Genomic DNA, 23,746 nt, shown 5'->3' on the forward strand with positions numbered 1-23,746 from the left:
ACGGCGGCCGGCCCCGCCTCAGACCTCGACCAGGAGTTCCCGCAGTCCCCGGATCACGTACCCCGGCTTCCACTCCGGCTCCGCGGCCAGTCGCATCCCCGGCGCCCGGCGCAGCAACTCACCGAAGGAAGCGGCCAGTTCCAGCCGGGCGAGCGGCGCCCCCAGGCAGTAGTGGATGCCCGCACCGAACGAGATGTGCGGGTTGTCCCGCCGGGCCAGGTCCAGCGTCCCGGCGTCCGGGAAGCGCTCCGGGTCCCGGTTGGCCGAGGCGAAGAGCAGGGCCACCTGGGAGCCGCGCGGGATGACGGTGCCGTCCACCTCGATGTCGTCCAGGACCCACCGCGCGAACATGGGTACCGGGGTGTCGTACCGCAGCAGTTCCTCCACGGCGGTCGGCAGCAGATCGTGGTCTCCGCGCAGCAGGGCCAGTTGCTCGGGGTGGCGGAAGAGCATCCACCAGCCGTTCACGGTGGCGTTGACCGTCGCCTCGTGGCCGGCGTTCAGCAGCAGCACACAGGTGGAGACGATCTCCTGCTCGCTCAGCCGGTCGTCCTCGTCGTGGGCGGCGATGAGCGCGCTGATCAGGTCCGGGCCGGGGTCGGTGCGCCGGGCGGCGATCAGGTCCGCCAGATACGCGGAGAACTCCACCGACGCCCGGACGGCGGCCCGCGCGGTCTCCTCCGGCGGGTTCAGCTCGAACATGCCGCAGATCGCCGCCGACCACGGGCGCAGCAGGTCCCGGTCGGACTCCGGGACACCCAGCATCTCAGCGATGACCGCCACCGGCAGCGGTTCGGCGACCGCCGTGAGCAGGTCGCCGCCGCCCGCCTCCACGAACCGCCCGACGAGTCCGGCGGCCAGCCGCTCCACGGTCGGGGCGAGCGCCTCCACCCGGCGCGGGGTGAACGCCTTGGCCACCAGCCGCCGGATCCGGGTGTGGTCGGGGGCCTCCAGGTCGAGGATCCCGTTCCCGTTGAGCGTGTGGAACGGCTCGTGGTCGGCGGGCGGCGGGGTGAGGCCGAACTCGTCGTGGGTGAAGCGGTGCAGATACGTCCGGCCGAGCCGCCGGTCGCGCAGCAGCCCGGACACGTCGGAGTAGTGCGGGATCAGCCACTGCCGGGTCGGCTCGAAGTAGTGCGCCCGGCCGGCGGCGCGCAGCGCGGCGTAGGCGGGGTACGGGTCGGCGACGAACGCCGGTGACCAGGGGTCGAAGGACACATGCATGGGCCGACGCTACCGGGGGCCCGGCGCTATCCGGGGGTGACCAGCCGCGCCTCGTACGCGAACACCGCCGCCTGGGTCCGGTCCCGCAGGCCCAGCTTCACCAGGATGCGGCTGACGTGCGTCTTGATCGTCGACTCGGCGACCACCAGGTGCGCGGCGATCTCCATGTTCGACAGGCCCTGGGCGATCAGCACGAGCACCTCCGTCTCCCGCTCGGTCAGGTCACCGATCCGGGCCATGGCGGGCGGCCTGGGTGCCTCGGCGCGCTTGGAGAACTCGGTGAGCAGTCGCCGGGTCACGGTGGGCGCGAGCAGCGCCTCCCCGGACGCCACCACCCTTACGCCGTCCGCGAGTTGGCGTGCCGAGGCGTCCTTCAGCAGGAAGCCGGAGGCGCCGGCCCGCAGCGCCTGGTAGACGTACTCGTCGAGGTCGAAGGTGGTCAGCACCAGCACCTTGGCGTCGGCGTCGGCCGCGACGATCTCCCGGGTCGCCTCGATGCCGTTGAGCTCGGGCATCCGGATGTCCATCAGCACCACGTCGGGGCGCAGGGCGGCGACCTGTGACACGGCCTGCCGGCCGTCGACGGCCTCTCCGACGACCTCGATGCCCGGCATCGCGTTGAGCAGGACGGAGAATCCCTCGCGGACCATCATCTGGTCGTCGACGATCAGCACCCGGATGGGGTCGGACCCGCTCATGCCGCCTCCTCCTGGCCCGTGTGGTCCCGCTCGGTCCGCACGGGCAGGAACACGGTGACCTCGTACCCGCCGTCGTCGGTCGCGGCGGCCGTCATCTCACCGTTCAGCATCGCCACCCGCTCCCGCATCCCCGTGAGCCCGTGTCCGGCCCCCGGCGAGGGCTTCACCAGGCCCCTGGCGGGCCCGTTGACGATACGCAGTCCCAGCCCGCCGAGCACGTACCCGACCTCCACCTTGGCCGACGCTCCGGGCGCGTGCCGCAGCGAGTTGCTCAGCGCCTCCTGGACGATCCGGTACGCCGACAGCTCGACGCCCTGCGGCAGTTCGCGTACCGCGCCGGTCACGGTCTTCTCCGTCTCCAGCCCCGTCTCACGGACGTTGTCCAGCAGCCGGTCGAGCTGCGCGAGGGTGGGCTGCGGGGCGTCCGGCGCCTCGTAGTCCTCCGACCGTACGACGCCCAGCACCCGGCGCAGCTCGGTGAGGGCGGCGACCGCGTTCTCCCGGATGGTGACGAAGGCCTGCTCCAGCTCGGGCGGCGGGTTCTCCACCCGGTACGGGGCGGCCTCGGCCTGGATCGCGACGACGGACATGTGGTGGGCGACGACGTCGTGCAGTTCCCGCGCGATGGTGGTGCGCTCCTCCAGCAGGGTGCGCCGGTCGCGCTCCACCGCGGTGACGGTGCGCTGCACGGTCACCTCCCGCTTCGCGTCCCGCCGGGCCTGCGCCAGGGTCACGATGAGCAGGGCCAGCCCGGAGACGAAGGCCATGGCGAAGGTGGTGGAAGAGGAGGAGGGGTGCCCGCCGATGTTCCCCAGGAAGGAACCGGTGACCAGGGTGATCAGCCATGTCCAGACGGCGGTACGCGGACGGGTGCGCGCCGCGACGACGATCAGCACCCCCAGGTGGCAGACGAACGTGGTCGGCGCCCAGGGCCAGCCCCCGCTGCCCACCACGGCCACCAGCGGCGTCAGGACGATCGACGCCCAGAACGCGAGGACGGGACGGACCAGGGTCATCAGCAGCGTGCCCGCCGGCAGGAACGCGGTGATGACGGTCGCGATCCCGAAGGGGGAGTACGTGTTCGCGTCGAAGACGCCCTGCGCCAGCGCGATCAGCACGACCAGACCCACCACCGCGTGCGGGAACCAGACGACGACCTTGCGCAGGGGCTCGGGCAGCCGCCGGATCACCGGTCCGTCGGCGCCCAGGGGGCCCAGGGGGCGGTAGTCGAGCACGTTCTGGAACAGGTCCTGCCGCAGGCCCGCTATCGCCCCTGCGGCCAGGAGGTGCTCCGGGCTTCTGGTCTTGGTCTCGGTCACGCTTCCACGGTAGGCGGCGGCCCGGCCGGGGTCGTCAGCAGTGATGTGGATCCTGTGCCGTCCGTCGCAAGGACTACCGGGCCCACACGCCACCCGCGCCGGGGCCGCCCGGCCCGGACCTACCAGGCCAGCTGGTCGATCTCCTCGGCGACCACCGCGCAGGCGTCCGCCGACGGGTCGATGAGCGGGAAGTGGCCGATCCCCTCCAGCAGCGTCAGCCCGGCCGGTTCCCCCGCCTTCGCCGTCGCGTCCACGAACGCCTCGGTCACCGCCTGCGGCACCGTGAGGTCCCAGGTGCCCTGTACGACGGCGGTCGCGATCCCGGTCGGCAGCAGCGCGGCCGGATCGACGTACGCCCGCCGCTCCTCGAACCGCTCTGCCCCGCCCAGGAGTTGACGCACCGCCCCGGAGCACACGTCCCGTTCGACCGCGCTGGTGAAGTCACCGATCGGCGCCAGCGCGACGACCCCCCGCCACCGCGGCGGCGCGGGCAGCCGCCACGGCGAGTCCCGCGGCAGTACGTGCCGGGCGGCGGCCCACAGCGCGAGCTGACCGCCCGCCGAGTGGCCGGTGACCACGGTCCTGCCGACGTCGGCGCCCGGCAGCTCCCGGGCGGCCAGCTCGGGCAGCGCGTCCATCGCCGCGGCCACGTCGTCGAACGTCTCGGGCCAGCGTCCGGCGACGGGCCCCTGGCCGCCCTGGCGCGGGATCTCGCCGCCGCGCCGGTACTCCACGGCGGCCACCGCGAGTCCGCGCCGCGCCAGGAAGTCCGCGAAGGGGGACAGGTGGCGCCGGTCGTACGGGGCCCGCCAGGCACCGCCGTGCAGCACCACGACGAGCGGCGCCCCGTCCCGGCCGTCACGCGGGGCGAAGAAGTCGATCACCTGGTCGGGGTGGCCGCCGTAGGCCGCGGTCCGGTCCGGGGCGACCTCGGGATGCGCGAACGCCGACTCGGTCTCCGCGGCGTCCCGATCACGCGCGGCAGAATCCGACATGCTGCTCCACCCGTCCTCCGCATATGCCCAACTGGGCCGAACTGCGGGGACGGTATCAGGACGGGCACGGGTCCGGTCACACCCCCGTGCGGGGAACGGGTGACCGGACCCGGCCCTTCACACGGCCGCTATGCCTCCAGCACCTCGGCCAGGGTCCGCGCCGCCCGCTCCGCGTCCGCGAAGCCGACGTACAGCGGGGTGAAACCGAAGCGCAGGATGTCCGGGCGGCGCAGGTCCCCGACCACCCCACGCCCGATGAGCGCGCCCATCACGGCCTCGGCGGTCTCGCACCGCAGCGACACCTGGCTGCCGCGCTCCGCGTGCGCGGCGGGGGTGAGGCGGCCGACCCGGCCCTCCGGGACGTACGCCTCGACGCACTCCAGGAAGAAGTCCGTCAGCGCCAGCGACTTGGCCCGCACGGCCTCCAAGGTGACGCCCTCCCACACGTCGAGCGACGCCTCCAGCGCCAGCATGGAGAGGATGTCCGGGGTGCCGACCCGGCCCCGTACGGACCCCTCGGCGGGCGTGTAGCCCGGCGTCATCCCGAACGGGTCGGCGTGCGAGGTCCAGCCGGGCAGCGGCGAGTCGAAGGCCTCCTGATGGCGCTCCGCGACGTACAGGAAGGCCGGCGAACCGGGGCCGCCGTTCAGGTACTTGTAGGTGCAGCCGACCGCCAGGTCCACGCCATGGGCGTCCAGCCCGACGGGCAGGGCCCCCGCGCTGTGGCACAGGTCCCAGACCGCCAGGGCCCCCGCCGCGTGGACGGCGGCGGTGAGCGCGGGCAGGTCCAGGAGCCTGCCCGTGCGGTAGTCCACGTGGTTGAGCAGGACCAGGGCCGTCCGTGGGCCGAGTGCCCCGGGGACGTCGAGCGGGTCGGCCACGACGAGCCGATGGCCCGTCATCCGGGCCGCCGACTCCGCGATGTACCCGTCCGTGGGGAACGTCGTCGCGTCGAGCACGATCTCGTCCCGGTCACCGGGCGCGAGGCGGCTCGCCGCGACGACCGCCTTGAAGACGTTCACGCTGGTGGAGTCACCGACCACGATCTGGCCGGGGGCCGCCCCGACGAGCGGGGCGATCCGGTCCCCGATCCGCTCGGGCGCGGTCCACCAGCCGCTCTCGTCCCAGGAGCGGATGCGCAGTTCGCCCCACTCGCGGGTGAGGACGTCCCGCACCCGGTCCGGGACGTGGGCGGGCAGCGCGCCCAGCGAGTTCCCGTCGAGGTAGACGGTGTCGTCGAGGGCGAACAGCTTCCGGCGGGAGGCGAGTTCGTCGGCGGAGTCGAGCGCCTGTGCGCGCTCCCTGAGGTCAGACATGGCTGCGCGCCGTCCACAGCTCGGGGAACACGCTCTTGGTGGCCCGCTTCTCCAGCCAGGCGACCCCGGCCGACCCGCCGGTACCGGTCTTGGAGCCCATCGCGCGGCGGGTGGCGGTGAGGTGGTCGTTGCGCCAGCGCCACACCAGTTCACCGACGTCGGTCAGCACCTCACCGAGCCGTACCAGCTCGGCGTTCTGGTCCGGGTCGGCGTAGATCTCCGCCCACACGGCCTCGACCGCGGGGGACGGCTCGTACTTCTGCGACAGGTCCCGGTCCAGCACCGACCGCGGCACGGGGTATCCGCGCCGGGCGAGCAGGGCGAGCGCCTCGTCGTACAGACCGGGCTCGTGGAGCGCCTTCTCCAGCTCGGCGTGGACCCGGGGCGCGCCCCGGTGCGGCACCAGCATGGACGCGGACTTGTCACCGAGCAGGAACTCCATCCGCCGGTACATGGCCGACTGGAATCCGGATCCCTCGCCGAGCGAGCCGCGGTAGGAGTTGAACTGGGCGGGGGTAAGGCCGGCCAACGGCTTCCAGGAGGCGTTCAGCGCCTCCAGCTCCCGCAGCGAGCGCTTCAGCGCGTCCCGGGCGGCGGGGACACGGTCCTCGCGCAGCGCGTGTGTGGCGGTCTCCCACTCGTGCACGATGACCGTGAACCACAGCTCCATGACCTGGGTGGTGACCAGGAAGACCATCTCGCCGGGATCGTCCGAGCGCAGGTGCTGGAGGTGGGTCAGGACGTCCGCCTGGACGTAGTCCTCGTACGGGGTCGTTCCCGCGAAGTCGAGGTGCGGGGTGTCCGCACCGGTGGCTTCGGGGTCGGGGTGAAACGTCGACATCGCTGTCTCCTCGACACAAGCTTCCGGGTAGCGGTCCGCCCCTTCCTGTGAGGTGGTGGAGCTCCGGTCCCCTGTCGGCATCCTAGACCCGGCCGGCCGAGGACGCCTCGGGCCCCGCAGGCGGTGCCCGCGGGGCCCGGCAGCCGTGAGATCAGCCGAGGGTGTTGGCGGCGGTCTCCGAGGACTCGCGCAGGAACGTCGAGCAGCGCTCGTACTCGGGCTGCTCGCCGATGGCCTGGGCGGCACGCGCGAGGGCGTGCAGCGCACGCAGGAAGCCGCGGTTGGGCTCGTGCTCGAACGGGACGGGACCGTGCCCCTTCCAGCCGGCCCGGCGCAGGGCGTCGAGCCCGCGGTGGTAGCCGGTGCGGGCGTACGCGTACGACTCGACGACCCGGCCGCCCTCGAACGCCTCGTCGGCGAGCTGCGCCCAGGCCAGGGAGGACGTGGGGTACTTCGCGGCGACGTCGGCGGGCGCCGTGCCGGCGGCGAGCAGCTCACGCGGCTCCGGGTCGTCGGGCAGATGGGTCGGGGGAGGGCCCCCGAGCAGGTTCTCGTGGATCGACATGGTTCAAGTGTGCCTGGATCCGCGTTCCGGCTCCAAGGGCGGGGCCGAGACCCCGCAGTGCGTGGCGCACGCGGGCCGGGGTTCCGGTGTCAGCGGCGCCCGTACGGTCCACCAGGCGATGACCGAGCCCGCGACGAGCAGCCCGGCGCACATGGGCATCGCCCGCCGGAACGTCGAGGCGAACTCCCCGGCGTCCCGGTACGCCTCCGGCCCCATCCCGGCCAGCAGCGGCAGCGCCGCCACCGCGAGCAGCCCGGCGGCACGGGCCGCCGCGTTGTTGATCCCGCTGGCGAGCCCGGCCCGCGCGGTGTCCACTGCGGCCAGCACGCTCGCGGTGAGCGGGGCCACCAGGATCACCATGCCGGTGCCCAGCACCAGCACGGCGGGCAGCACGTCCCGTACGTAGGAGGCGGCCGGGCCGACCCGCAGCATCAGCAGCATCCCGGTGGCGGCCAGCAGCGGCCCCACGGTCAGCGGGACACGGGGCCCGATGCGCCGGCCGAGGTCCCCGGCGGACGCGGAGAAGAGCAGCATCAGCACCGTCGTGGGCAGCAGGGCCGTGCCCGCGCCCAGCGCCGAGTAGCCGGCGACGACCTGGAGCTGGATCGCGGAGAGGAAGAAGAAGCCGCCGAGCGCCGCGTACACGCAGAAGGTGACGACGTTGACCGCGGTGAACTGCCGGGACGAGAAGATCGACGGCGGAACCATCGGATCGGCCAGCCGCCGCTCCAGCCGTACGAAGGCGGCGCCGAGCAGCACCCCGGCGACCACCGCCCCGACGACGACCGCCGACGCGCCCTGCGCCGGGATCTCGATCAGGGCGTAGGTGACCAGGGCGAGGGCGAGAGCGGCGAACACCGCCCCCCGCACGTCGAAGCGCCCGTGTGCCGCCGGGTCCCGGGACTCCGGTACGTGGTGCAGGGCGACGGGCACGCAGATCGCGGCGAGCGGCAGGTTGAGCAGGAACACCCACCGCCAGCCCGGCCCGTCCACGAGCCAGCCCCCGACGAACGGCCCGATCGCCGACCCGACCCCGCCGAGCCCCGACCAGAGTCCGACCGCGCGGGCCCGGTCGTCCTCGTGGAAGCTCGCCTGGATGAGCGCCAGCGAACCGGGGGTGAGCAGGGCCCCGCCCATGCCCTGGAGCGCGCGGGCCCCGACGAGGACGGCCGCGTTCGGCGCCAGCCCGCAGCACAGGGAGGCCACGGCGAACCAGACGATCCCGACGACGAACACCCGCCGCCGCCCGAACCGGTCCCCGAGCGCACCCCCAAGCAGGATCAGCCCGGCCAGGGTGAGCATGTAGGCGTTGACGGTCCACTGGAGCGCGGCGAGATCGGTACCGAGGTCCCGGCCGATCCGGGGCAGGGCGACGTTGACCACGGTGGAGTCGAGCATGGCCATGCTCGAGCCCAGCACGGTCGCCAGAATCACCCACCGCCCGGTGGCCGACCCGACCCGGATCCCGTCACCGTCCGCGACACCATCCATACGAGCAGCATCCCCGCCCCCCACCAACCCGGCATCCCCACCCAGGCCTGCCCCCTTCCCACCTGGCCAATTTCCGGCCCGGCCAATCCAGCCCCTCCGGCGCTTGAGGAGCGGGGGCGAGGGGCAGAGCCCCCAACCCCAGCCCGTCCGGCCAACCCCAGCCCGTCCGGCGCTTGAGGACAAAGGGGGCCCGGGGGCGAAGCCCACGGTTCCGGGAAGGGGCGGGGAGGGGAACAGCTAGCCGCAGGCGCCCCCCCTACCGCACCGCCCCCACCCCCCGCACCAACGCCTCCACCCCCGCCACCACCTTGCTCCGAGGACACCCCGCGTTCAGCCGCAGAAACCCCGGCGCCCCGTACACCGCCCCCGGCATGATCGCGACCTTCTCCCGCTCGATCAGCACCCGCTGCAACACCTCGTCGTCCACACCGCCCCCACCATCCGCACCGGCCCCCACGCCCACACCCAGCGGCCGCAGATCGATCCACGCCAGATAGCCCGCCTGCGGCGGCTCCCACGCCAGCTCCGGGAACGCCCCGTTCAGCCGCTCGGCGATCAGTGCAAGGTTCCCCGCGACGTACGACCGGGCCGCGTCCAGCCACGCCGCGCCCTCCCGGTACGCCGCGATGTGCGCGGTCAGCGACAGCACCGCAGGGGAGGCGAGCCCCTCGGCCGTCTCCATGCGGCGCAGGAACTCCGCCCGGTCCGCCGGGTCACCGATGAAGCCGTACGACCCCGTCAGCGCCGGGAAGTTGAACGCCTTCGACCCGGACGTGATCACCGCCCAGCGCCCGTCGCCCCCGATCCGCGTCCACGGCACGTGCCGGTACCCGTCGTGCACGAAGTCCGCGTGGATCTCGTCGCTGATCACCGCGACCCCGTGGCGCCGGGCGAGCGCGTCCATCTCCCGCAGTTCGTCCTCCGTCCACACCCGCCCCGTCGGGTTGTGCGGCGAGCACAGCACGAACACCTTGGCGTCCGCCCGCGCCAGCTCCCGTTCCAGAGCCTCGGTGTCCCCCAGCGGTACGCCGCGCAGCTCCCGCCCGAGCCCGGTGACCGCCTTGCGGAACCCGTCGTACGTGGGGGTGTGGACGACGACACCGTCCCCCTCGGCCGTCCACATCTGGAGCAGCTGTGAGAGCTGGCTGAGCACGGACGGCCCGTAGACCAGCCGGCCGGTGTCCACCTCGGTGGAGTACCGGGTCGCGTACCAGTGCGCGACGGCCGACCGGAAGTCGTCCTGCTGCCAGGTGGTGTAGCCGAGGACCCCGTGGTCGAGCCGGGCGCGCAGCGCGGTCAGCACCTCGGGCGCGGTCGCGAAGTCCATGTCGGAGATGGTGAACGGCAGCAGCCCGTCCACCCCGAACCGGTCGGCGACCCCGTCCCACTGGACGCACCAGGTGCCCCGGCGGTCGATGACGGTGTCGAAGTCGTAGCGCGCAGACGTACTCACAGCGGTTCCCTCAGGTCGTCCGGACGCACCACGGGCCCGGCTTCCCCACGAGGGGGGACACCGGGCCCGTGACGTCCTGCGTGGGTGCTTACTTCAGCTTGGTGCCCGTGGAGCGCAGGTTCGCGCACGCCTCGGTGACACGCGCGGCCATGCCCGCCTCGGCGGACTTGCCCCAGCTACGCGGGTCGTAGACCTTCTTGTTGCCGACCTCGCCGTCGACCTTCAGCACGCCGTCGTAGTTGCGGAACATGTGGTCCACGATCGGGCGGGTGAAGGCGTACTGGGTGTCGGTGTCGAGGTTCATCTTCACGACGCCGTTCTCCAACGCGGTGGCGATCTCCTCGGCCGTGGAGCCGGAGCCGCCGTGGAAGACGAAGTCGAACGGCGACGTCTTGCCGTACTTCGCGCCGACGCCCTCCTGGAGGTCCTTGAGGAGCTCCGGACGCAGGACGACGTTGCCCGGCTTGTAGACGCCGTGGACGTTGCCGAAGGACGCCGCCAGCAGGTAGCGGCCCTTCTCGCCCAGGCCGAGCGCCTCGGCGGTGCGCAGCGCGTCGTCGACGGTCGTGTACAGCTCGTCGTTGATCTCGTGGGTGACGCCGTCCTCCTCGCCGCCGGTCGGGGTGATCTCGACCTCAAGGATGATCTTGGCGGCGGCGGCCTTCGCGAGCAGCTCCTGGCCGATGGCCAGGTTGTCGGCGAGGGTCTCGGCCGAACCGTCCCACATGTGGGACTGGAACAGCGGGTTCTGGCCCTTGGCGACGCGCTCCGCGGAGACGTCGAGCAGCGGACGGACGTAACCGTCCAGCTTGTCCTTGGGGCAGTGGTCGGTGTGCAGGGCGACCGTGATGTCGTACTTGGCGGCGACGACGTGCGCGAACTCGGCCAGGGCGACCGCGCCCGTGACCATGTCCTTGTTGTACTGGCCGCCCAGGAACTCGGCCCCACCGGTGGAGATCTGGACGATGCCGTCGCTCTCCGCCTCCGCGAAGCCGCGCAGCGCAGCGTGCAGGGTCTGGGTCGACGTCACATTGATGGCCGGGTAGGCGAACTTGCCTGCCTTCGCCCGGTCGAGCATCTCGGCGTAGACCTCGGGGGTTGCGATGGGCATCTGTCCGCTCCTTGGGATGTGCGGGTGTGCGTGCTGGTCCCTGACCTGGGGGGCGACGTCATCGTCACCCCCCATCCTTCCAGACTCCCGCTCAGGCTCCACCCCGCCGTGGCCACCGGATGCGGGGCGAGCGCGCCCGAGGGGCGGAGGGTTTCACGTGAAACCCTCCGCCCCTCGGGAAACGCGCAGGTCAGGCCAGGCCGAGGTCGGCCACCGAGTACACCTGCACATAGGGCAGACCGGCCTCGGCGACGGCCGGCGCGGCTCCCCGCTCCACGATCACGGCGACCGCGACGACCTCTCCACCGGCCTCGCGCACCGCCTCGACCGCGGTCAGCGGCGATCCACCGGTCGTCGAGGTGTCCTCGACGACGAGGCAGCGGCGCCCCTTGACGTCGGTGCCCTCGATGCGGCGCTGCATCCCGTGGGCCTTCTGGGCCTTGCGGACGACGAACGCGTCCAGGCTCTTCCCGCGCGCCGCGGAGGCGTGCAGCATCGACGTGGCGACCGGGTCGGCGCCCAGGGTGAGACCGCCGACGCAGTCGTAGTCCAGCTCGGCGGTGGCGTCGAGCATCACCTGTCCGACCATCGGCGCGGCCTGGCCGTCCAGCGTGATCCGGCGCAGGTCGATGTACCAATCGGCTTCCAGCCCCGAGGAGAGGGTCACCTTGCCGTGCACCACGGCCTTGTCCTTGATCTGCTGGAGCAGCTCAGTACGTACGTCAGTCATGCTCACGAGGGTAAGCGCTGGCGGCACCGCCCCTTCCCCGCGGTCCCGCCGGACTCCATGGGTGCGGGGGCGCGGGGCGCGAGCGCTTCAGAGCCGGGTCCAGCTCCAGGTGGTCGCGATCTCCAGCGGTTCGATCGGGGTGACCAGCCGGGGGTCGGTGTTCAGCCCGTTCGGCGGCCCTGACTGGGGTTCCACACAGACGGCCTCGTCCTGCTCGTCGTAGATCACGACCCATTCGTTCCTGCTCTTCACCGTGAGCTCCAGCTGCTCGGGCCAGGTGAGCGTCACCGCGACGCCGTCCGGCATCCCGAAGCAGTCGTCCCAGGGGCCCGGCCGGGGTTCGATCCGGCGGCCGGTCGGCAGGTGGTCCTCGCCACGCTCCTCCTGCCACGCGGCCTCGAAGTCGATACGCACGTCCTGCCCACCGGTGTTACGGAGGAACCAGGGGTGCCACCCGGCCTGGGCCGGGAAGGAGTCCCCGTACGTCTCGACACCGAGGCGGAGCGTCAACGCGTCCTCGGTCAGCTCGAAGGTCTGGGTCACCCGGCCCTCGTACGGCCACGGGTCGGCCAGGTCGTAGAAGAAGGCCGCTTCCGCCTCGCCCTGCCGGGCGGGCTGCCAGGCGGTGTCGCGGCCGGTGCCGTGGATGGCGTGGGGCGGGGAGTTCAGCGGCATCTGGTGGAGCTCGTCACCGTTGCGGAACCGGCCGTTCTCGATGCGGCCGCACCACGGCACCATCGGGAAGCAGCCGTAGCGCTCGCCCTGGCGCAGCAGTTCGGTGCCGCCGATCCGGAAGCTGCTGATCCGGCAGCCGTGGACGGGGTCAACGGTCAACTCGGCGTCACCGGCGGTCAGCCGGACGCTCTTCGTAGCTCTGCTCACGCTATGACACTACTGGCGCGGAGAACGCCCTTCTCGCCGCCACCGGCCCTCGACGCCCCCGCGCCCCTGTCCTCACCGTCAACGGCGTCGCCGCAGGGCCCGGCCGACGACCACGGCCGAGGCGATCGCCAGAGCGGCCGCCGGAGCGATCCAGCGCAGGGTGATGCCCGCGACGCCCGATTCGGGCGACGGTACGGGGGCGTACCGGCCGCGCGGCGGGGCGTGGTCCACCTCCTCCGTGCTGCGGCCGATCATCGTGCGGCGGGCGTGCGCGGCCTCGGCCGGCGGCTCGTCCGGCACGGTGAAGTCCAGCTCCTCGGAGGGGTCGAGCGACGACGGCGGCACGGGTGCGTCGAACACGGATTCCGTGCCGGGCTTCCCGCCCGTGGTGCCCGAGTCACCGGACAGATCCGGATCGGCGGGCGGGGCGGGCTCGGAGGACGCCGCATCGCCGTCGCCAGGCGCGCTCTCGGACGAGGGCTCGGCCTCGTCCGACGCCGCAGTCCCTCCAGAACGCTCGGCGGGAGATCCGTCCTCGGACGAGGAGGCCGCGTCGTCGGGTACCGCGCCGGACGCCCCGGCCTCGGACGCCCCGGCCTCGGGCTGCCCGGACTCGGGCTGCCCGGCCGAGGAAGACGCCTGGTCGCCCGGAGACGGCTCCGCCGCCTCGCCCGCCTCCCCCGATGCCAGGGACTCCGTCACCAGTTGCCGCGTAAAGCGGTCCAGCAGCCGGTGGGACGCGGCGAGTGCCGCCGTCTGCTCCAGGTCCACGATGCGGCCGTCACCGCTCGCCGTCCCCGCGAACCCGATGGTCGTACCGCCGTCCGTCGGCACGAGGCTCATGATCAGGGCCAGCTTCGCCGAGCCGGTGCCCCGGGCCTCCACGCCGTCGCCCGCCACCGAGAACGTCTCGCCACCGTCGGTGGCCCGCAGGGTCAGCGCCCCCCGGTAGGTGATCGTGTGACTGCCGATCCGCACCTTCAGCCGGCCCGCCAGGGGGCTCGACGCGACGTCCGCGTCCTGCTGGAACCCCGGGACGCACCGGGCGACGCGGGCGGGATCACTCAGCGTCCGCCGAAGGGACGCGACCGGAACCGGAACGAACACCTCATGCTCCATACCCACCGAGCCTACTCAGCCGCAGCCGTCCCGTCAGCGCTTCCCCACCCCGCTTCCCGACAACCTCGACGCCCCGCCCCGTGCGGACACCGGGCACACGCCTCCCCGCTCACGGCTCCTCCCAGTACCGCGGGTGCACCAGCGTCGAGGGCAGGGGCTCCCGCTGCCGGACCCGCTCCGCCGAGCGCCCGGCCGCCAGCAGCTCCCGCTCCCCCAGCGACCGCAGTCCCGGGGAGCCCGGGTCCAGCCGCAGCCGCTCCACCGGATCACGGCCGGCCAGCACGAACCCCCAGTCCTGCGGGGACCTGGTGGCGTCCCTGGACCGGTCCGGGCCCGCGGCGAAGCCGTCGAGCCGCCCCTCGACGCTGTACGGGCGGGTGGAGAGGCCGCCCGCCCGCATCGACGCCTCCACCGTCCAGAACGTCGCGGGCCTGCTGCCGAGCGGTCCCGCGTGCACCACCAGCCGCCCGCCCGGCTCCAGGGCGGCCACGACCAGGCCGTAGAACTCCGCCGAGTACAGCTTGGTGCTGGCCGTGATCCCGGGGTCCGGCAGGTCCGAGACCACCACGTCGTACCGTCCGTGCGGGGCGCGCAGCCAGGTGAACGCGTCCCCGGTGACGGCCGTGAGCCGTGGGTCGTCGTAGACGTGCGCGTTGAGCCCGGACAGCGCCGGGTCCGTACGGGCCAACCGGGTGACGGCGGGATCGAGCTCCACGACCAGGACCGACTCGACGTCCGGATAGCGCAGCACCTCGCGCGCGGCCAGCCCGTCGCCCCCGCCCAGGATCAGCACCCGCGCGTGCCGGCCCGCCATGGCCGGATGCACCAGCGCCTCGTGGTAGCGGTGCTCGTCCCGCGAGCTGACCCGCAGCCGGCCGTCCAGATAGAGGTCGAGGGAGTCCCGGCCCGCCCCGGTGAGGACGACCTCCTGCACCCCGGTCTGCACGGCGACCCGCACGCCCTCGCCGTAGACCGCGCGCCGCGCCGCCCGCTCGAAGTCGTCGACCAGGACCGTCGCCGTGGCCAGCAGGGCGATCACCGTCACGTTGACCGTGATCAGCACCCAGCGGGAGCGGCGGTCCAGGTCGCGCCGGAACACCCACAGCACCAGCGCCCCGCCCGCCGCCGCGTTGACGGCGCCGGTGACCAGCGCGCCGGTGAGCTGGCCCATCACCGGCAGCAGCAGGAACGGGAAGGCGAGCCCGCCCACCAGCGCGCCCACGTAGTCGGCGGCGAAGAGATCGGCGACCGCACCACCCGCGTCCTGCCGGTCGACGCGCTGGATCAGCGTCATCAGCAGCGGGATCTCCGCGCCGATGAGGACACCGATGGCGAGCGAGAACCCGACCAGCGCGTACCGCGACTCCCCGAGCCAGGCGAACGAGGCGTACAGCACCAGCGCCGAGGTCCCGCCGATCAGGGCGAGAGCGGCTTCGAGCAGGCCGAATCCGACCGCCGCCCGGCCGCGTAAACGTTTCGCGAGAAGGGAGCCGATGCCCATCGCGAACACCATCACGGAGAGCACCACGGAGGCCTGGGTGACCGAGTCCCCGATCAGATAGGAGGCGAGCGCCACCAGCTCCAGCTCGTACACCAGACCGCAGGCGGCACAGACGAACACCACGGCCAACACCAGGAACCGGCCGGTCCGCGGCCGTACGGGCAGCCGCGCCGCGTCCCCTCGCAGCGACATCTGCTGGTCGATCATGAAAGAAACGCTACGTCACGACGCCGTCGCGGTTTGTCACCCACACGGGTGCAAGTGACGCACCGGCGCCGACACGGTCACGACACCGGCGCCGGCGTCCGGACACCGACCCGGGTCCGGGTCACGACCAACTGGCCCTCCTGCGGGTACGCGTGCCAGGTCCGCCACCGCACCTGCCCCTCCGTGCGCTGGGCCAGCATCGCGGTGAACGCGTGCGGACTGCCGGGGAACGTCCCGGCGAGGCCGTGCGGATGGTCGGCGACCAGGGCGAGCAACTCCTGGGCGCGCCCGGCGAACGAGCCCTCGGAGAGCGTCTCGACGCGCGCCGCGAACTCGTACTCCCAGTCACCGAGCCGCTTGGCGACCCCGAGGGGCAGAGGGGTGCTGCTGCCCGGCATGCAGGCGACCGTCTCGGAACAGGAGCCCCGCTCCTCCTCCAGCAGCACTTGGTGGGAGGCGCCCAGCAGCCTCATCTGAAGTGTGGCGCCCGCCAGTTGGAGATCGAGTACGGCGAGGGCGGGCAGTGGCTCACGGCCCAGCGCCCAGGCGAGGTCGGCGGCACGGGTGTCGGAATAGGAGGTCTGGAGGGTCGTGAGCATTGGATCGGCTCCGCACACACTGTGGAACATGGACAGGGGGTGCCCCCGGCGCCGCGCACGTGGGGGAATGGGAGACGCCCGAACCGGCCCAACTGGGCTCCGGGGGCTGAATGTTCTTTACAACGAGGAAATCATGAAGTAAGCGACACTCGCAGCTTTTTTGGCCAACTCACCACGGTTTCCATCCCCTCGGGGGCAGACCGGTTCATCTGTTCCCGAAGAGCCCCGACGGGGCGTGCGGAACCCGGCCCCGGCCAACAGAAAGGTGCCCGGCGGCAGTTGCGCCACCGGGCACCTCAGGGCCGTACCCCCGCGCCTTCCGAAGGCGCGCGGTCAGTCACCGCCTCCGCCACCGCATCCCCCGCCCCCGCAGGAGTGGCCGCCGCCTCCGCACGAGTGGCCCCCGTGATGCGAGCCGTCGTGCGATCCGCTGTCCCCGGCCCACCAACTGCCGCCGGAACCACCGGACCCGCCGTCGGAGCCACCCGCCCCGTCGAAGCCACCGCGCCCCCTGCGACGGCCGCCACGCCCGGCCGGGTACTTCGCCGGGCGGCGTGCCGCCCGTGAGGCGAACGTCGTGATCCCCAGGACCACGAGCGCGACGCACACGATGATGACGATCGGTTCCATCGGACCCCCCATCCTTCTTCTCCCCCGAAGCGAGGTCCCCGCTCCTGTGTGCCCGGCACATTCCCGCGGCCCCTGCGGACCAAAGCCCACTTGAGCAACTCCAGAGCTTCGGCCCAGGATGGCGCCCATGACACAGGGACGACCGCTGCTCAACCGCCGCCTCGCCGCGTTCGGCACGACGATCTTCGCCGAGATGTCGGCACTGGCCGTGCGGACCGGCTCCATCAACCTCGGCCAGGGCTTCCCCGACACCGACGGCCCCGAGGAGATCCGCGAGGCCGCCGTACGGGCCCTGCGGGCCGGCCACGGGAACCAGTACCCGCCCGGACCGGGGGTCCCGGAACTGCGCACCGCGATCGCCGGACACCAGCGGCGCCACTACGCGCTGACGTACGACCCGGACAGCGAGGTCCTGGTCACCGCGGGTGCGACGGAGGCCATCGCCGCCACCCTGCTGGCCCTCGTGGAGCCCGGGGACGAGGTCATCGCCCTGGAGCCCTACTACGACTCCTACGCCGCCTGCGTCGCCATGGCGGGCGGCACCCGGGTGCCCGTCACGCTCCGGCCCGACGGCGGCGCCTTCCGCCTCGACCTGGACGAACTCCGCGCCGCCGTGACCCCCCGCACCCGCCTGATCCTCCTGAACACCCCGCACAACCCCACCGGCACCGTCCTCACCCGCGAGGAGCTGGCCGCGATCGCCGAGCTGGCCCTCGAACGCGATCTGCTGGTGGTCACCGACGAGGTCTACGAGCACCTGGTGTTCGAAGGGGAGCACATCCCGCTCGCCTCCTTCCCGGGCATGCGCGAGCGCACGGTCACCATCAGCAGCGCCGGCAAGACGTTCTCGTTCACCGGCTGGAAGATCGGCTGGATCACCGCGAGCCCGGAGCTGGTGAACGCGGTGAAGTCCGCCAAGCAGTTCCTGACGTACGTCTCCGGCGGCCCGCTCCAGTACGCGGTCGCCGAGGCGCTGCGGCTGCCGGACTCCTTCTACGACGAGTTGCGCGACGGACTGCGCGCCAGGCGGGACCTGCTGAGCGACGGGCTCGCGGACGCCGGGTTCGGGGTGCACCGGCCCGCCGGGACGTACTTCGTCACCACCGACATCCGTCCGCTGGGGGGCGAGCGGGACGGGGTCGCGTTCTGCCGCGCGCTGCCGGAGCGGTGCGGGGTGGTCGCCGTCCCGAACGCGGTCTTCTACGACCACCACGAACAGGGCGCGCCCTTCGTGCGCTTCGCGTTCTGCAAGCGGATGGACGTCCTGGAGGAGGCGGTCGCCCGCCTGAAGACCCTGGCGGCCACCGGGCGGTGAGCCCGCGAGCCGCCCCGGTGAACGTACGCGCCGCCCCGTGCACGTACGCGCGCACCGGTGGGCCGGCCCCGCGCGCGCCAGGGTCCCGGACGGCGGCGAGCCCGGTCGGGGGCCGTGGTCCTGAGGACCACCGCCGCCCCGGCCGGGCTCGCGCCGCGGTGCCGGATCAGGCCTCCGGGGTCTGCTCCGTGCCCGCGTCGCCGGTCTCGGACTTCTTCTCCGCGGGCTCCAGCCCCAGGCGCTCCACGAGCCACTTGTCGAACTCGATCGAGGCGCGGACCCAGCTGACCGTCGAGGAGACGAAGTGCTCCAGGCTGACGCCGGTGCCGATGAGCATCTGCGCCTCACCGATCAGGCGGACGGAGGCGGCAGCGCCCTCCTCGCCCTCGTGGGAGTGCGTGTAGACCTTGGGCCACAGGGTGCGGCGGTTCCAGTCGTCGATCGCGTCCAGCAGGACGGCGCGCTGGTCCGCCGCGTGCGGGCGGTCGTAGAACGTACGGACCGAGAAGACCTGCTGCTCCGCCTCGCCGCGGAACATGAAGTACGTGCGGAACTCCTCCCACGGCGCGGCGAGGTCGCCCTCGTCATCGACGACGTACTTCAGCTCCATCTGCTCGAGAAGCTGCTTGACGAGGTCCTGGTCCGGGACGACGGGGCCCTCGGGTGCCGTCGGCTGCGGCTCGGGCTGGCCCCCGAAGCTGGGGATCGAGGACGGGTCGATAGACATCGCTGGGTACTCCTGTGGATCGCTCGTGGTTTCCTGCTCCCGACCCTAGCCGCGATCGGCGGTCGGCAGTCCTACGCCCTCAGGGGAATCGTCCCCGTGCCGGTGTCACGGGCCCGCGCCCAGCCGACCGCGACCAGGACCGCGCAGAGCGTACCCAGCAGTCCCGCCCCGGCGATGGTGGCCGCCGACGACCCGGAGAGCTCCGTGATCACCCCGCCCGAGGCGACCCCGATGCCCTGCATGGCGATCAGCCCCGATCGCGCCAGCCCCAGCGCCTGTCCGCGCTGGTCCACCGGCGTGAGGAGGACAAAGGTGGCTCCGGCGGTGATCTGGTACGCCGAGCACACGCCCGACAGCATCAGCAGCAGCACCGCCGCCCCGACGCCGGGACCCGCCCAGTAGAAGACCAGCGGCAGGTTCGCGCCGATCGCCAGCGGCCCCAGCAGCCTGCGCCGCCGGTCGTCCCCGACGCCCGTCCGGCCCAGCACGGCGGCGCCCACCACCATGCCCGCCGGGTGCGCGGCCAGCAGCAGTCCGACCGAGGCCCCGCCACCGCCGGCCTCCTCGGCGAAGGGGGCCGCCAGGCCCTCCGGAAGGACGATGAAACCGGCCAGCCAGCCCAGGGCGACCAGTGAACGCAGCCTCGGGTCCGCCCAGATGAGCGCGACCGCGCTGCGGACCTGGAGGTGCACCCGCTTCTGTCCGGTGGCCGCGCCCTCGACGGGCCGCGCCTTCACACCGAACCGGATGAGCGCCGCGGAGAGCAGGAAGGTCGCCGCGTTCAGTCCCAGGGAGACATGGCTGCCCAGCCACACGACCAGCACACCGCCACCGGCGAAGCCGACCAGCTGCCCGGCCTGATGGGTGATCAGCATGACCCGCTGGCCGCGCTCGTAGCGGTGCGCGCCGAGCACGCTGGGCAGCAGGGCTCCCTGGGCGGCGCCGAAGGGCGCCTCGGCGAGCTGCGCGAGCACCAGAAGACCGGCGAGCAGCGGGAGGGGCGTCCCGGGCAGGGCCATCAGGCCGACGATGACGGCACGCACCAGATCGCATCCGACCATGACCGTGCGCCGGGGGAACCGGTCCGCGAGTCCGGACAGGAGGACCCCGGACAGCAGGGCGGGCAGGGTCGTCAGGGCATAGGTCGCCGCGGTCCAGCCCGCCGACTCGGTGCGTTCGAAGACCAGCAGCGAGAGTGCCACTCGGGCCAGCTGGTCACCGAGGACCGACTGGGCATATGCCGTCCACAAGGTACGGAATTCACCGAGGCGAATGAGATTGTCTCTTTTGCAATCTTCCGAGTCGGGACTTATCTCATCAGGTTTCCGTTCCGTCATGCGCGCAGCCTACCGGCTGGCGAATTCGCCCTAAACCCTCGTGACATCTCCGGAAAGGGGGCCCGGAGTGTCCCGGTATTGAACGGAATTCGGCCGGTCCGAGGCGAGTCGGCACCCTTGAATGCGTGGGCACGGGTATGTATAGCTGCGATACAAATCGCGCCCGGAGCACCCGGCATTCAGCCACACAATGGAGATTTTCGGCGCGATTTCGCGGGCGCTCCCCCGGCCGGACCGCCAGACATCGGTGTCAGATGCACGCTTCGCCAGCCCCGGCGCGCGCCCCCGGCGCCCCGGGACGCCCACCTCCCGCCGTACACACAGCTGTCCCCGGCCCGGACGTCCAGCTTCCGGGCCGGGGACAGCACGGCGGACACACGGCCCGCCGACGGGCTACAGCGTCTTCGCCCCGGGCTACAGCGTCTTCGCCCCGGAGCCGGACGCGGCCGCCGTTCCTGACTCCGCCGACGACGAGGCCCCCGACGCCGACCCCACGATCAGGCCGTCCCCGGCGCGGTCCACCCGCACCGTGTCCCCGTCCTTGATCTCGCCCGCGAGGATCTCCTTGGCGAGCCGGTCACCGATCGCCGTCTGGATGAGCCGGCGCAGCGGCCGGGCGCCGTAGGCCGGGTCGTTGCCCTCCTCCGCCAGCCAGGCCAGCGCCTCCGGTGTGACGTCGAGGCTGATCCGCCGGTCGGCCAGGCGGTCGGCGAGGCGGTCCACCTGGAGGCCCGCGATGTGGGCCAGCTCGTCGCCGGACAGGGCCGAGAAGACGACCAGGTCGTCGAGCCGGTTGAGGAACTCCGGCTTGAACGAGGCCCGGACGACCTCCAGCACCCGTTCCTTCTTCACCTCCGGCTCCGTCAGCGGGTCCACCAGGAACTGGCTGCCGAGGTTCGACGTCAGCACCAGGATGGTGTTGCGGAAGTCCACCGTCCGTCCCTGCCCGTCGGTGAGCCGCCCGTCGTCGAGCACCTGGAGCAGGATGTCGAAGACCTCGGGGTGGGCCTTCTCCACCTCGTCCAGCAGGACGACGCTGTACGGGCGGCGGCGGACCGCCTCCGTGAGCTGGCCGCCCTCCTCGTAGCCGACGTATCCGGGCGGGGCGCCGACGAGGCGGGCGACGCTGTGCTTCTCGCCGTACTCGCTCATGTCGATGCGGATCATGGCCCGCTCGTCGTCGAACAGGAAGTCCGCCAGCGCCTTGGCCAGCTCGGTCTTGCCGACCCCGGTCGGGCCGAGGAAGAGGAAGGAACCGGTCGGCCGGTCCGGGTCGGCGATCCCGGCCCGGGTGCGCCGCACGGCGTCGGACACGGCCCGCACGGCCTCGGTCTGGCCGATCAGCCGCCGGCCCAGCTCCGTCTCCATCCGCAGCAGCTTCTGGGTCTCGCCCTCCAGGAGCCGTCCCGCGGGGATCCCGGTCCAGGCGCCCACGACGTCCGCGATGTCGTCCGGGCCGACCTCGTCCTTGACCATGGTGTCCCTGGCCGCTTCCTGCTCGGCCTCGTCGGCCTCGGCCAGCTCCCGTTCCAGCCCGGGGATCTCCCCGTACAAGAGCTTGGAGGCGGTGTCGAAGTCCCCGTCGCGCTGGGCGCGTTCGGCCTGGCCCCGCAGGTCGTCGAGGCGCTCCTTCAGCTCACCGACCCGGTTGAGGCCCTGCTTCTCCTTCTCCCAGCGGGCGGTGAGACCGCGCAGCTCCTCCTCCTTGTCGGCGAGGTCGCGGCGGATCTTCTCCAGGCGCTGCTTGGACCCTTCGTCGGTCTCGTTCTTGAGGGCCAGCTCCTCCATGTGCAGCCGGTCCACGGCACGCTGGAGCTCGTCGATCTCCAGCGGGGAGGAGTCGATCTCCATACGGAGCCGGGACGCCGCCTCGTCCACCAGGTCGATGGCCTTGTCGGGGAGGAAGCGCGAGGTGATGTAACGGTCGGAGAGCGTCGCCGCGGCCACCAGCGCGGAGTCCGCGATCTGGACCTTGTGGTGGGCCTCGTAGCGGCCCTTGAGTCCGCGCAGGATCGCGATGGTGTCCTCGACGGACGGCTCGGCGACCAGGACCTGCTGGAAGCGGCGTTCCAGCGCCGGGTCCTTCTCGATGCGCTCGCGGTACTCGTCGAGCGTGGTGGCGCCGACCATGCGCAGCTCACCGCGGGCGAGCATCGGCTTGAGCATGTTGCCCGCGTCCATCGCGGAGTCGCCGCCGGCGCCCGCCCCGACCACGGTGTGCAGCTCGTCGATGAAGGTGATGATCTGGCCGTCGCTCTCCTTGATCTCGGAGAGGACGGTCTTGAGCCGCTCCTCGAACTCACCGCGGTACTTGGCGCCCGCGACCATCGCGCCGAGGTCCAGCGAGACGAGCCGCTTGTTGCGCAGGGACTCCGGCACGTCGCCCTTGACGATGCGCTGGGCGAGGCCCTCCACCACGGCCGTCTTGCCGACGCCGGGCTCACCGATGAGCACGGGGTTGTTCTTCGTCCGGCGGGAGAGCACCTGCACCACGCGGCGGATCTCCTGGTCCCGGCCGATGACCGGGTCGAGCTTGCCCTCGCGCGCGGCGGCGGTGAAGTCGGTGCCGAACTTCTCCAGGGCCTTGTACTGCCCCTCGGGGTCGGGAGTGGTCACCCGGCGCCCTCCCCTGCTCTTCTCGAACGCGTCCAGCAGCTTCTCGGCACTGGCTCCCTGTGCCTGGAGGATCTCACCGGCGCGGCCGCCCCGCGCCGCGACGGCGATCAGCAGGTGCTCGGTGGAGAGGTAGTCGTCGCCCAGCTCCTTCGCGCGCTGGTCGGCGTCGGCGAGGACGGCGAGCAGGTCACGGCTGGGCTGGGGCGGCCCGACGGTCGACCCGGTGACGCTGGGCAGCGAGCCGAGGAACCGCTCCGTCTCCTCGCGTACGGCCACCTGGTCGGCCTCGACGGCGGCCAGCAGGTCGGTGACGTTCGCGTTGTCCTCGCCCGCGAGCAGCGCCAGCAGCAGATGGCCGGAGGTCAGGTCGGGGTGTCCGTCCTTGACGGCCCTGCTGGTGGCCGCGTTGAGGGCGTCCCTGCTCTTGTTGGTCAGCTCGGCGTCCACGGGCGCTGTCTCCTCCTTGTACGGGAACGGGTGCTCCGGAGAACTGTGACTCGGTCAACGGGTACAAAGTTGAGTCTAGTCCACTCAAGCTTGAAACGCCGCCACCCCGCGGTCGCCGGAGCCCCTCTCTCTAGGCTGACCCCATGCCTGACGTACGCAACCCCGGACCCGACTACCTCGCCTTCTGGCGGGAGCGCCATGTGTGCACCCTGACCACGCTCCGCCCGGACGGGACCCCGCACGTGGTGCCGGTCGGCGTGACCTACGACCCGGACACCCGGACGGCCCGGGTCATCACGAGCGGGAAGAGCAGGAAGGTGGCCCACGTCCTGGCGGCCGGCCCGGACGGGGCACGGGTCGCGGTCTGCCAGACGCAGGGGCGCCGCTGGGCGACGCTGGAGGGGCGCGCGGTGATCCGTACGGAGCCCGAGCAGGTCGAGGACGCGGTACGGCGCTACGCGGCGCGGTACGAACGCACTCCGGCGCACAACCCGCACCGGGTGGTCATCGAGATCGCCGTGGACCGGGCGCTCGGCAGGGGCTGAACCGCCCCGGGGCAGCACAACGGCGCCATCGTGTTCAGGTCACGATGGCGCCGTTGTGTGGGGGAAGCGCCTGAACGA

21 protein-coding genes are annotated in these 23,746 nt (G+C 72.4%); 2 read left to right on the forward strand and 19 right to left on the reverse strand.

All coding sequences use genetic code 11. From position 1 onward, the window contains the following. Positions 1-18: 18 nt before the first annotated feature. The 16 genes from B9S64_RS15090 to B9S64_RS15165 all read right to left on the reverse strand — a co-directional run bounded on the left by B9S64_RS15090 (position 19) and on the right by B9S64_RS15165 (position 16,681). Positions 19-1,224: a cytochrome P450 gene (locus tag B9S64_RS15090; RefSeq protein WP_103492322.1), complete on the reverse strand. Its 1,206-nt coding sequence runs from the start codon at positions 1,222-1,224 to the stop codon at positions 19-21. Positions 1,225-1,250: 26 nt separating this feature from the next. Beyond that, positions 1,251-1,922, reverse strand: coding sequence for a response regulator transcription factor (locus B9S64_RS15095; protein WP_103492323.1), 672 nt, complete (start codon positions 1,920-1,922; stop codon positions 1,251-1,253). Beyond that, positions 1,919-3,241, reverse strand: a complete 1,323-nt coding sequence (locus B9S64_RS15100) for a histidine kinase (RefSeq protein ID WP_103492324.1) — start codon at positions 3,239-3,241, stop codon at positions 1,919-1,921. Before B9S64_RS15100 ends, B9S64_RS15095 begins: the two co-directional genes overlap by 4 nt. A 119-nt stretch (positions 3,242-3,360) precedes the next feature. Continuing rightward, positions 3,361-4,236 carry a S9 family peptidase gene (locus B9S64_RS15105; protein ID WP_103492325.1) on the reverse strand — a complete coding sequence of 292 codons (876 nt, stop codon included), beginning with the start codon at positions 4,234-4,236 and terminating at the stop codon, positions 3,361-3,363. 128 nt (positions 4,237-4,364) lie between these two features. Next, complete coding sequence (gene kynU / locus B9S64_RS15110) at positions 4,365-5,552, reverse strand: kynureninase (protein ID WP_103492326.1); 1,188 nt, start codon at positions 5,550-5,552, stop codon at positions 4,365-4,367. Continuing rightward, positions 5,545-6,393 carry a tryptophan 2,3-dioxygenase family protein gene (locus B9S64_RS15115; protein WP_103492327.1) on the reverse strand — a complete coding sequence of 283 codons (849 nt, stop codon included), beginning with the start codon at positions 6,391-6,393 and terminating at the stop codon, positions 5,545-5,547. Before B9S64_RS15115 ends, kynU begins: the two co-directional genes overlap by 8 nt. A 151-nt stretch (positions 6,394-6,544) precedes the next feature. Further along, positions 6,545-6,958 carry a DUF3151 domain-containing protein gene (locus tag B9S64_RS15120; RefSeq protein ID WP_028442037.1) on the reverse strand — a complete coding sequence of 138 codons (414 nt, stop codon included), beginning with the start codon at positions 6,956-6,958 and terminating at the stop codon, positions 6,545-6,547. 3 nt (positions 6,959-6,961) lie between these two features. Continuing rightward, positions 6,962-8,449, reverse strand: coding sequence for an MFS transporter (locus B9S64_RS15125; protein WP_103492328.1), 1,488 nt, complete (start codon positions 8,447-8,449; stop codon positions 6,962-6,964). A 256-nt stretch (positions 8,450-8,705) separates the two neighbouring features. After that, entirely contained in the window at positions 8,706-9,902 is a 1,197-nt protein-coding gene (locus B9S64_RS15130; RefSeq protein WP_103492329.1) for a MalY/PatB family protein, read from the reverse strand. 88 nt (positions 9,903-9,990) lie between these two features. After that, on the reverse strand, positions 9,991-11,013 hold the full coding sequence (gene fbaA / locus B9S64_RS15135) for a class II fructose-bisphosphate aldolase (RefSeq protein WP_031084011.1): 1,023 nt from the start codon (positions 11,011-11,013) through the stop codon (positions 9,991-9,993). 190 nt (positions 11,014-11,203) lie between these two features. Then, entirely contained in the window at positions 11,204-11,743 is a 540-nt protein-coding gene (gene pyrE / locus B9S64_RS15140; RefSeq protein ID WP_093527235.1) for an orotate phosphoribosyltransferase, read from the reverse strand. 87 nt (positions 11,744-11,830) lie between these two features. Further along, positions 11,831-12,625 (reverse strand): aldose epimerase, encoded by a 795-nt coding sequence (locus B9S64_RS15145; protein ID WP_103492330.1) that lies wholly within the window; start codon positions 12,623-12,625, stop codon positions 11,831-11,833. 78 nt (positions 12,626-12,703) lie between these two features. Next, on the reverse strand, positions 12,704-13,744 hold the full coding sequence (locus tag B9S64_RS15150) for an SRPBCC domain-containing protein (protein WP_181012358.1): 1,041 nt from the start codon (positions 13,742-13,744) through the stop codon (positions 12,704-12,706). Positions 13,745-13,853: 109 nt separating this feature from the next. Continuing rightward, complete coding sequence (locus B9S64_RS15155) at positions 13,854-15,452, reverse strand: polyamine aminopropyltransferase (protein ID WP_103492331.1); 1,599 nt, start codon at positions 15,450-15,452, stop codon at positions 13,854-13,856. Between the two features lie 77 nt (positions 15,453-15,529). Then, positions 15,530-16,051 carry a DUF2617 family protein gene (locus B9S64_RS15160; RefSeq protein WP_103492332.1) on the reverse strand — a complete coding sequence of 174 codons (522 nt, stop codon included), beginning with the start codon at positions 16,049-16,051 and terminating at the stop codon, positions 15,530-15,532. A 333-nt stretch (positions 16,052-16,384) separates the two neighbouring features. Further along, entirely contained in the window at positions 16,385-16,681 is a 297-nt protein-coding gene (locus tag B9S64_RS15165; protein WP_103492333.1) for a hypothetical protein, read from the reverse strand. 127 nt (positions 16,682-16,808) lie between these two features. Here B9S64_RS15165 and B9S64_RS15170 point away from each other — a divergent pair, with 127 nt between their 5' ends. Beyond that, on the forward strand, positions 16,809-17,996 hold the full coding sequence (locus B9S64_RS15170; RefSeq protein ID WP_103492334.1) for a pyridoxal phosphate-dependent aminotransferase: 1,188 nt from the start codon (positions 16,809-16,811) through the stop codon (positions 17,994-17,996). A gap of 166 nt (positions 17,997-18,162) precedes the next feature. On the opposite strand, the gene B9S64_RS15175 is transcribed toward B9S64_RS15170, so the two are convergent. The 3 genes from B9S64_RS15175 to clpB form a co-directional block, all read right to left on the reverse strand. Further along, entirely contained in the window at positions 18,163-18,723 is a 561-nt protein-coding gene (locus B9S64_RS15175; RefSeq protein ID WP_103492335.1) for a YbjN domain-containing protein, read from the reverse strand. A 71-nt stretch (positions 18,724-18,794) separates the two neighbouring features. Beyond that, positions 18,795-19,973, reverse strand: coding sequence for an MFS transporter (locus B9S64_RS15180; protein ID WP_228867982.1), 1,179 nt, complete (start codon positions 19,971-19,973; stop codon positions 18,795-18,797). Positions 19,974-20,474: 501 nt separating this feature from the next. Further along, positions 20,475-23,123, reverse strand: coding sequence for an ATP-dependent chaperone ClpB (clpB, locus tag B9S64_RS15185; protein ID WP_103492337.1), 2,649 nt, complete (start codon positions 23,121-23,123; stop codon positions 20,475-20,477). A gap of 143 nt (positions 23,124-23,266) precedes the next feature. Here clpB and B9S64_RS15190 point away from each other — a divergent pair, with 143 nt between their 5' ends. Then, entirely contained in the window at positions 23,267-23,668 is a 402-nt protein-coding gene (locus B9S64_RS15190; protein ID WP_103492338.1) for a pyridoxamine 5'-phosphate oxidase family protein, read from the forward strand. Positions 23,669-23,746: the final 78 nt, after the last annotated feature.

It is taken from the genome of Streptomyces sp. SM18 (assembly GCF_002910775.2).
Taxonomy (GTDB): Bacteria; Actinomycetota; Actinomycetes; order Streptomycetales; family Streptomycetaceae; genus Streptomyces; species Streptomyces halstedii.

Excerpts from the sequence above, each read along its gene's own strand:
- B9S64_RS15095 (WP_103492323.1), bottom strand. The coding sequence starts at position 1,922 with ATGAGCGGGTCCGACCCCATCCGGGTGCTGATCGTCGACGACCAGATG.
- B9S64_RS15090 (WP_103492322.1), bottom strand. The coding sequence starts at position 1,224 with ATGCATGTGTCCTTCGACCCCTGGTCACCGGCGTTCGTCGCCGACCCG.
- B9S64_RS15160 (WP_103492332.1), bottom strand. The coding sequence starts at position 16,051 with ATGCTCACGACCCTCCAGACCTCCTATTCCGACACCCGTGCCGCCGAC.
- pyrE (WP_093527235.1), bottom strand. The coding sequence starts at position 11,743 with ATGACTGACGTACGTACTGAGCTGCTCCAGCAGATCAAGGACAAGGCC.
- fbaA (WP_031084011.1), bottom strand. The coding sequence starts at position 11,013 with ATGCCCATCGCAACCCCCGAGGTCTACGCCGAGATGCTCGACCGGGCG.
- B9S64_RS15120 (WP_028442037.1), bottom strand. The coding sequence starts at position 6,958 with ATGTCGATCCACGAGAACCTGCTCGGGGGCCCTCCCCCGACCCATCTG.
- B9S64_RS15190 (WP_103492338.1), top strand. The coding sequence starts at position 23,267 with ATGCCTGACGTACGCAACCCCGGACCCGACTACCTCGCCTTCTGGCGG.
- B9S64_RS15125 (WP_103492328.1), bottom strand. The coding sequence starts at position 8,449 with ATGGATGGTGTCGCGGACGGTGACGGGATCCGGGTCGGGTCGGCCACC.
- kynU (WP_103492326.1), bottom strand. The coding sequence starts at position 5,552 with ATGTCTGACCTCAGGGAGCGCGCACAGGCGCTCGACTCCGCCGACGAA.
- B9S64_RS15170 (WP_103492334.1), top strand. The coding sequence starts at position 16,809 with ATGACACAGGGACGACCGCTGCTCAACCGCCGCCTCGCCGCGTTCGGC.
- B9S64_RS15150 (WP_181012358.1), bottom strand. The coding sequence starts at position 13,744 with ATGGAGCATGAGGTGTTCGTTCCGGTTCCGGTCGCGTCCCTTCGGCGG.
- B9S64_RS15105 (WP_103492325.1), bottom strand. The coding sequence starts at position 4,236 with ATGTCGGATTCTGCCGCGCGTGATCGGGACGCCGCGGAGACCGAGTCG.
- B9S64_RS15175 (WP_103492335.1), bottom strand. The coding sequence starts at position 18,723 with ATGTCTATCGACCCGTCCTCGATCCCCAGCTTCGGGGGCCAGCCCGAG.
- B9S64_RS15155 (WP_103492331.1), bottom strand. The coding sequence starts at position 15,452 with ATGATCGACCAGCAGATGTCGCTGCGAGGGGACGCGGCGCGGCTGCCC.
- B9S64_RS15115 (WP_103492327.1), bottom strand. The coding sequence starts at position 6,393 with ATGTCGACGTTTCACCCCGACCCCGAAGCCACCGGTGCGGACACCCCG.
- B9S64_RS15165 (WP_103492333.1), bottom strand. The coding sequence starts at position 16,681 with ATGGAACCGATCGTCATCATCGTGTGCGTCGCGCTCGTGGTCCTGGGG.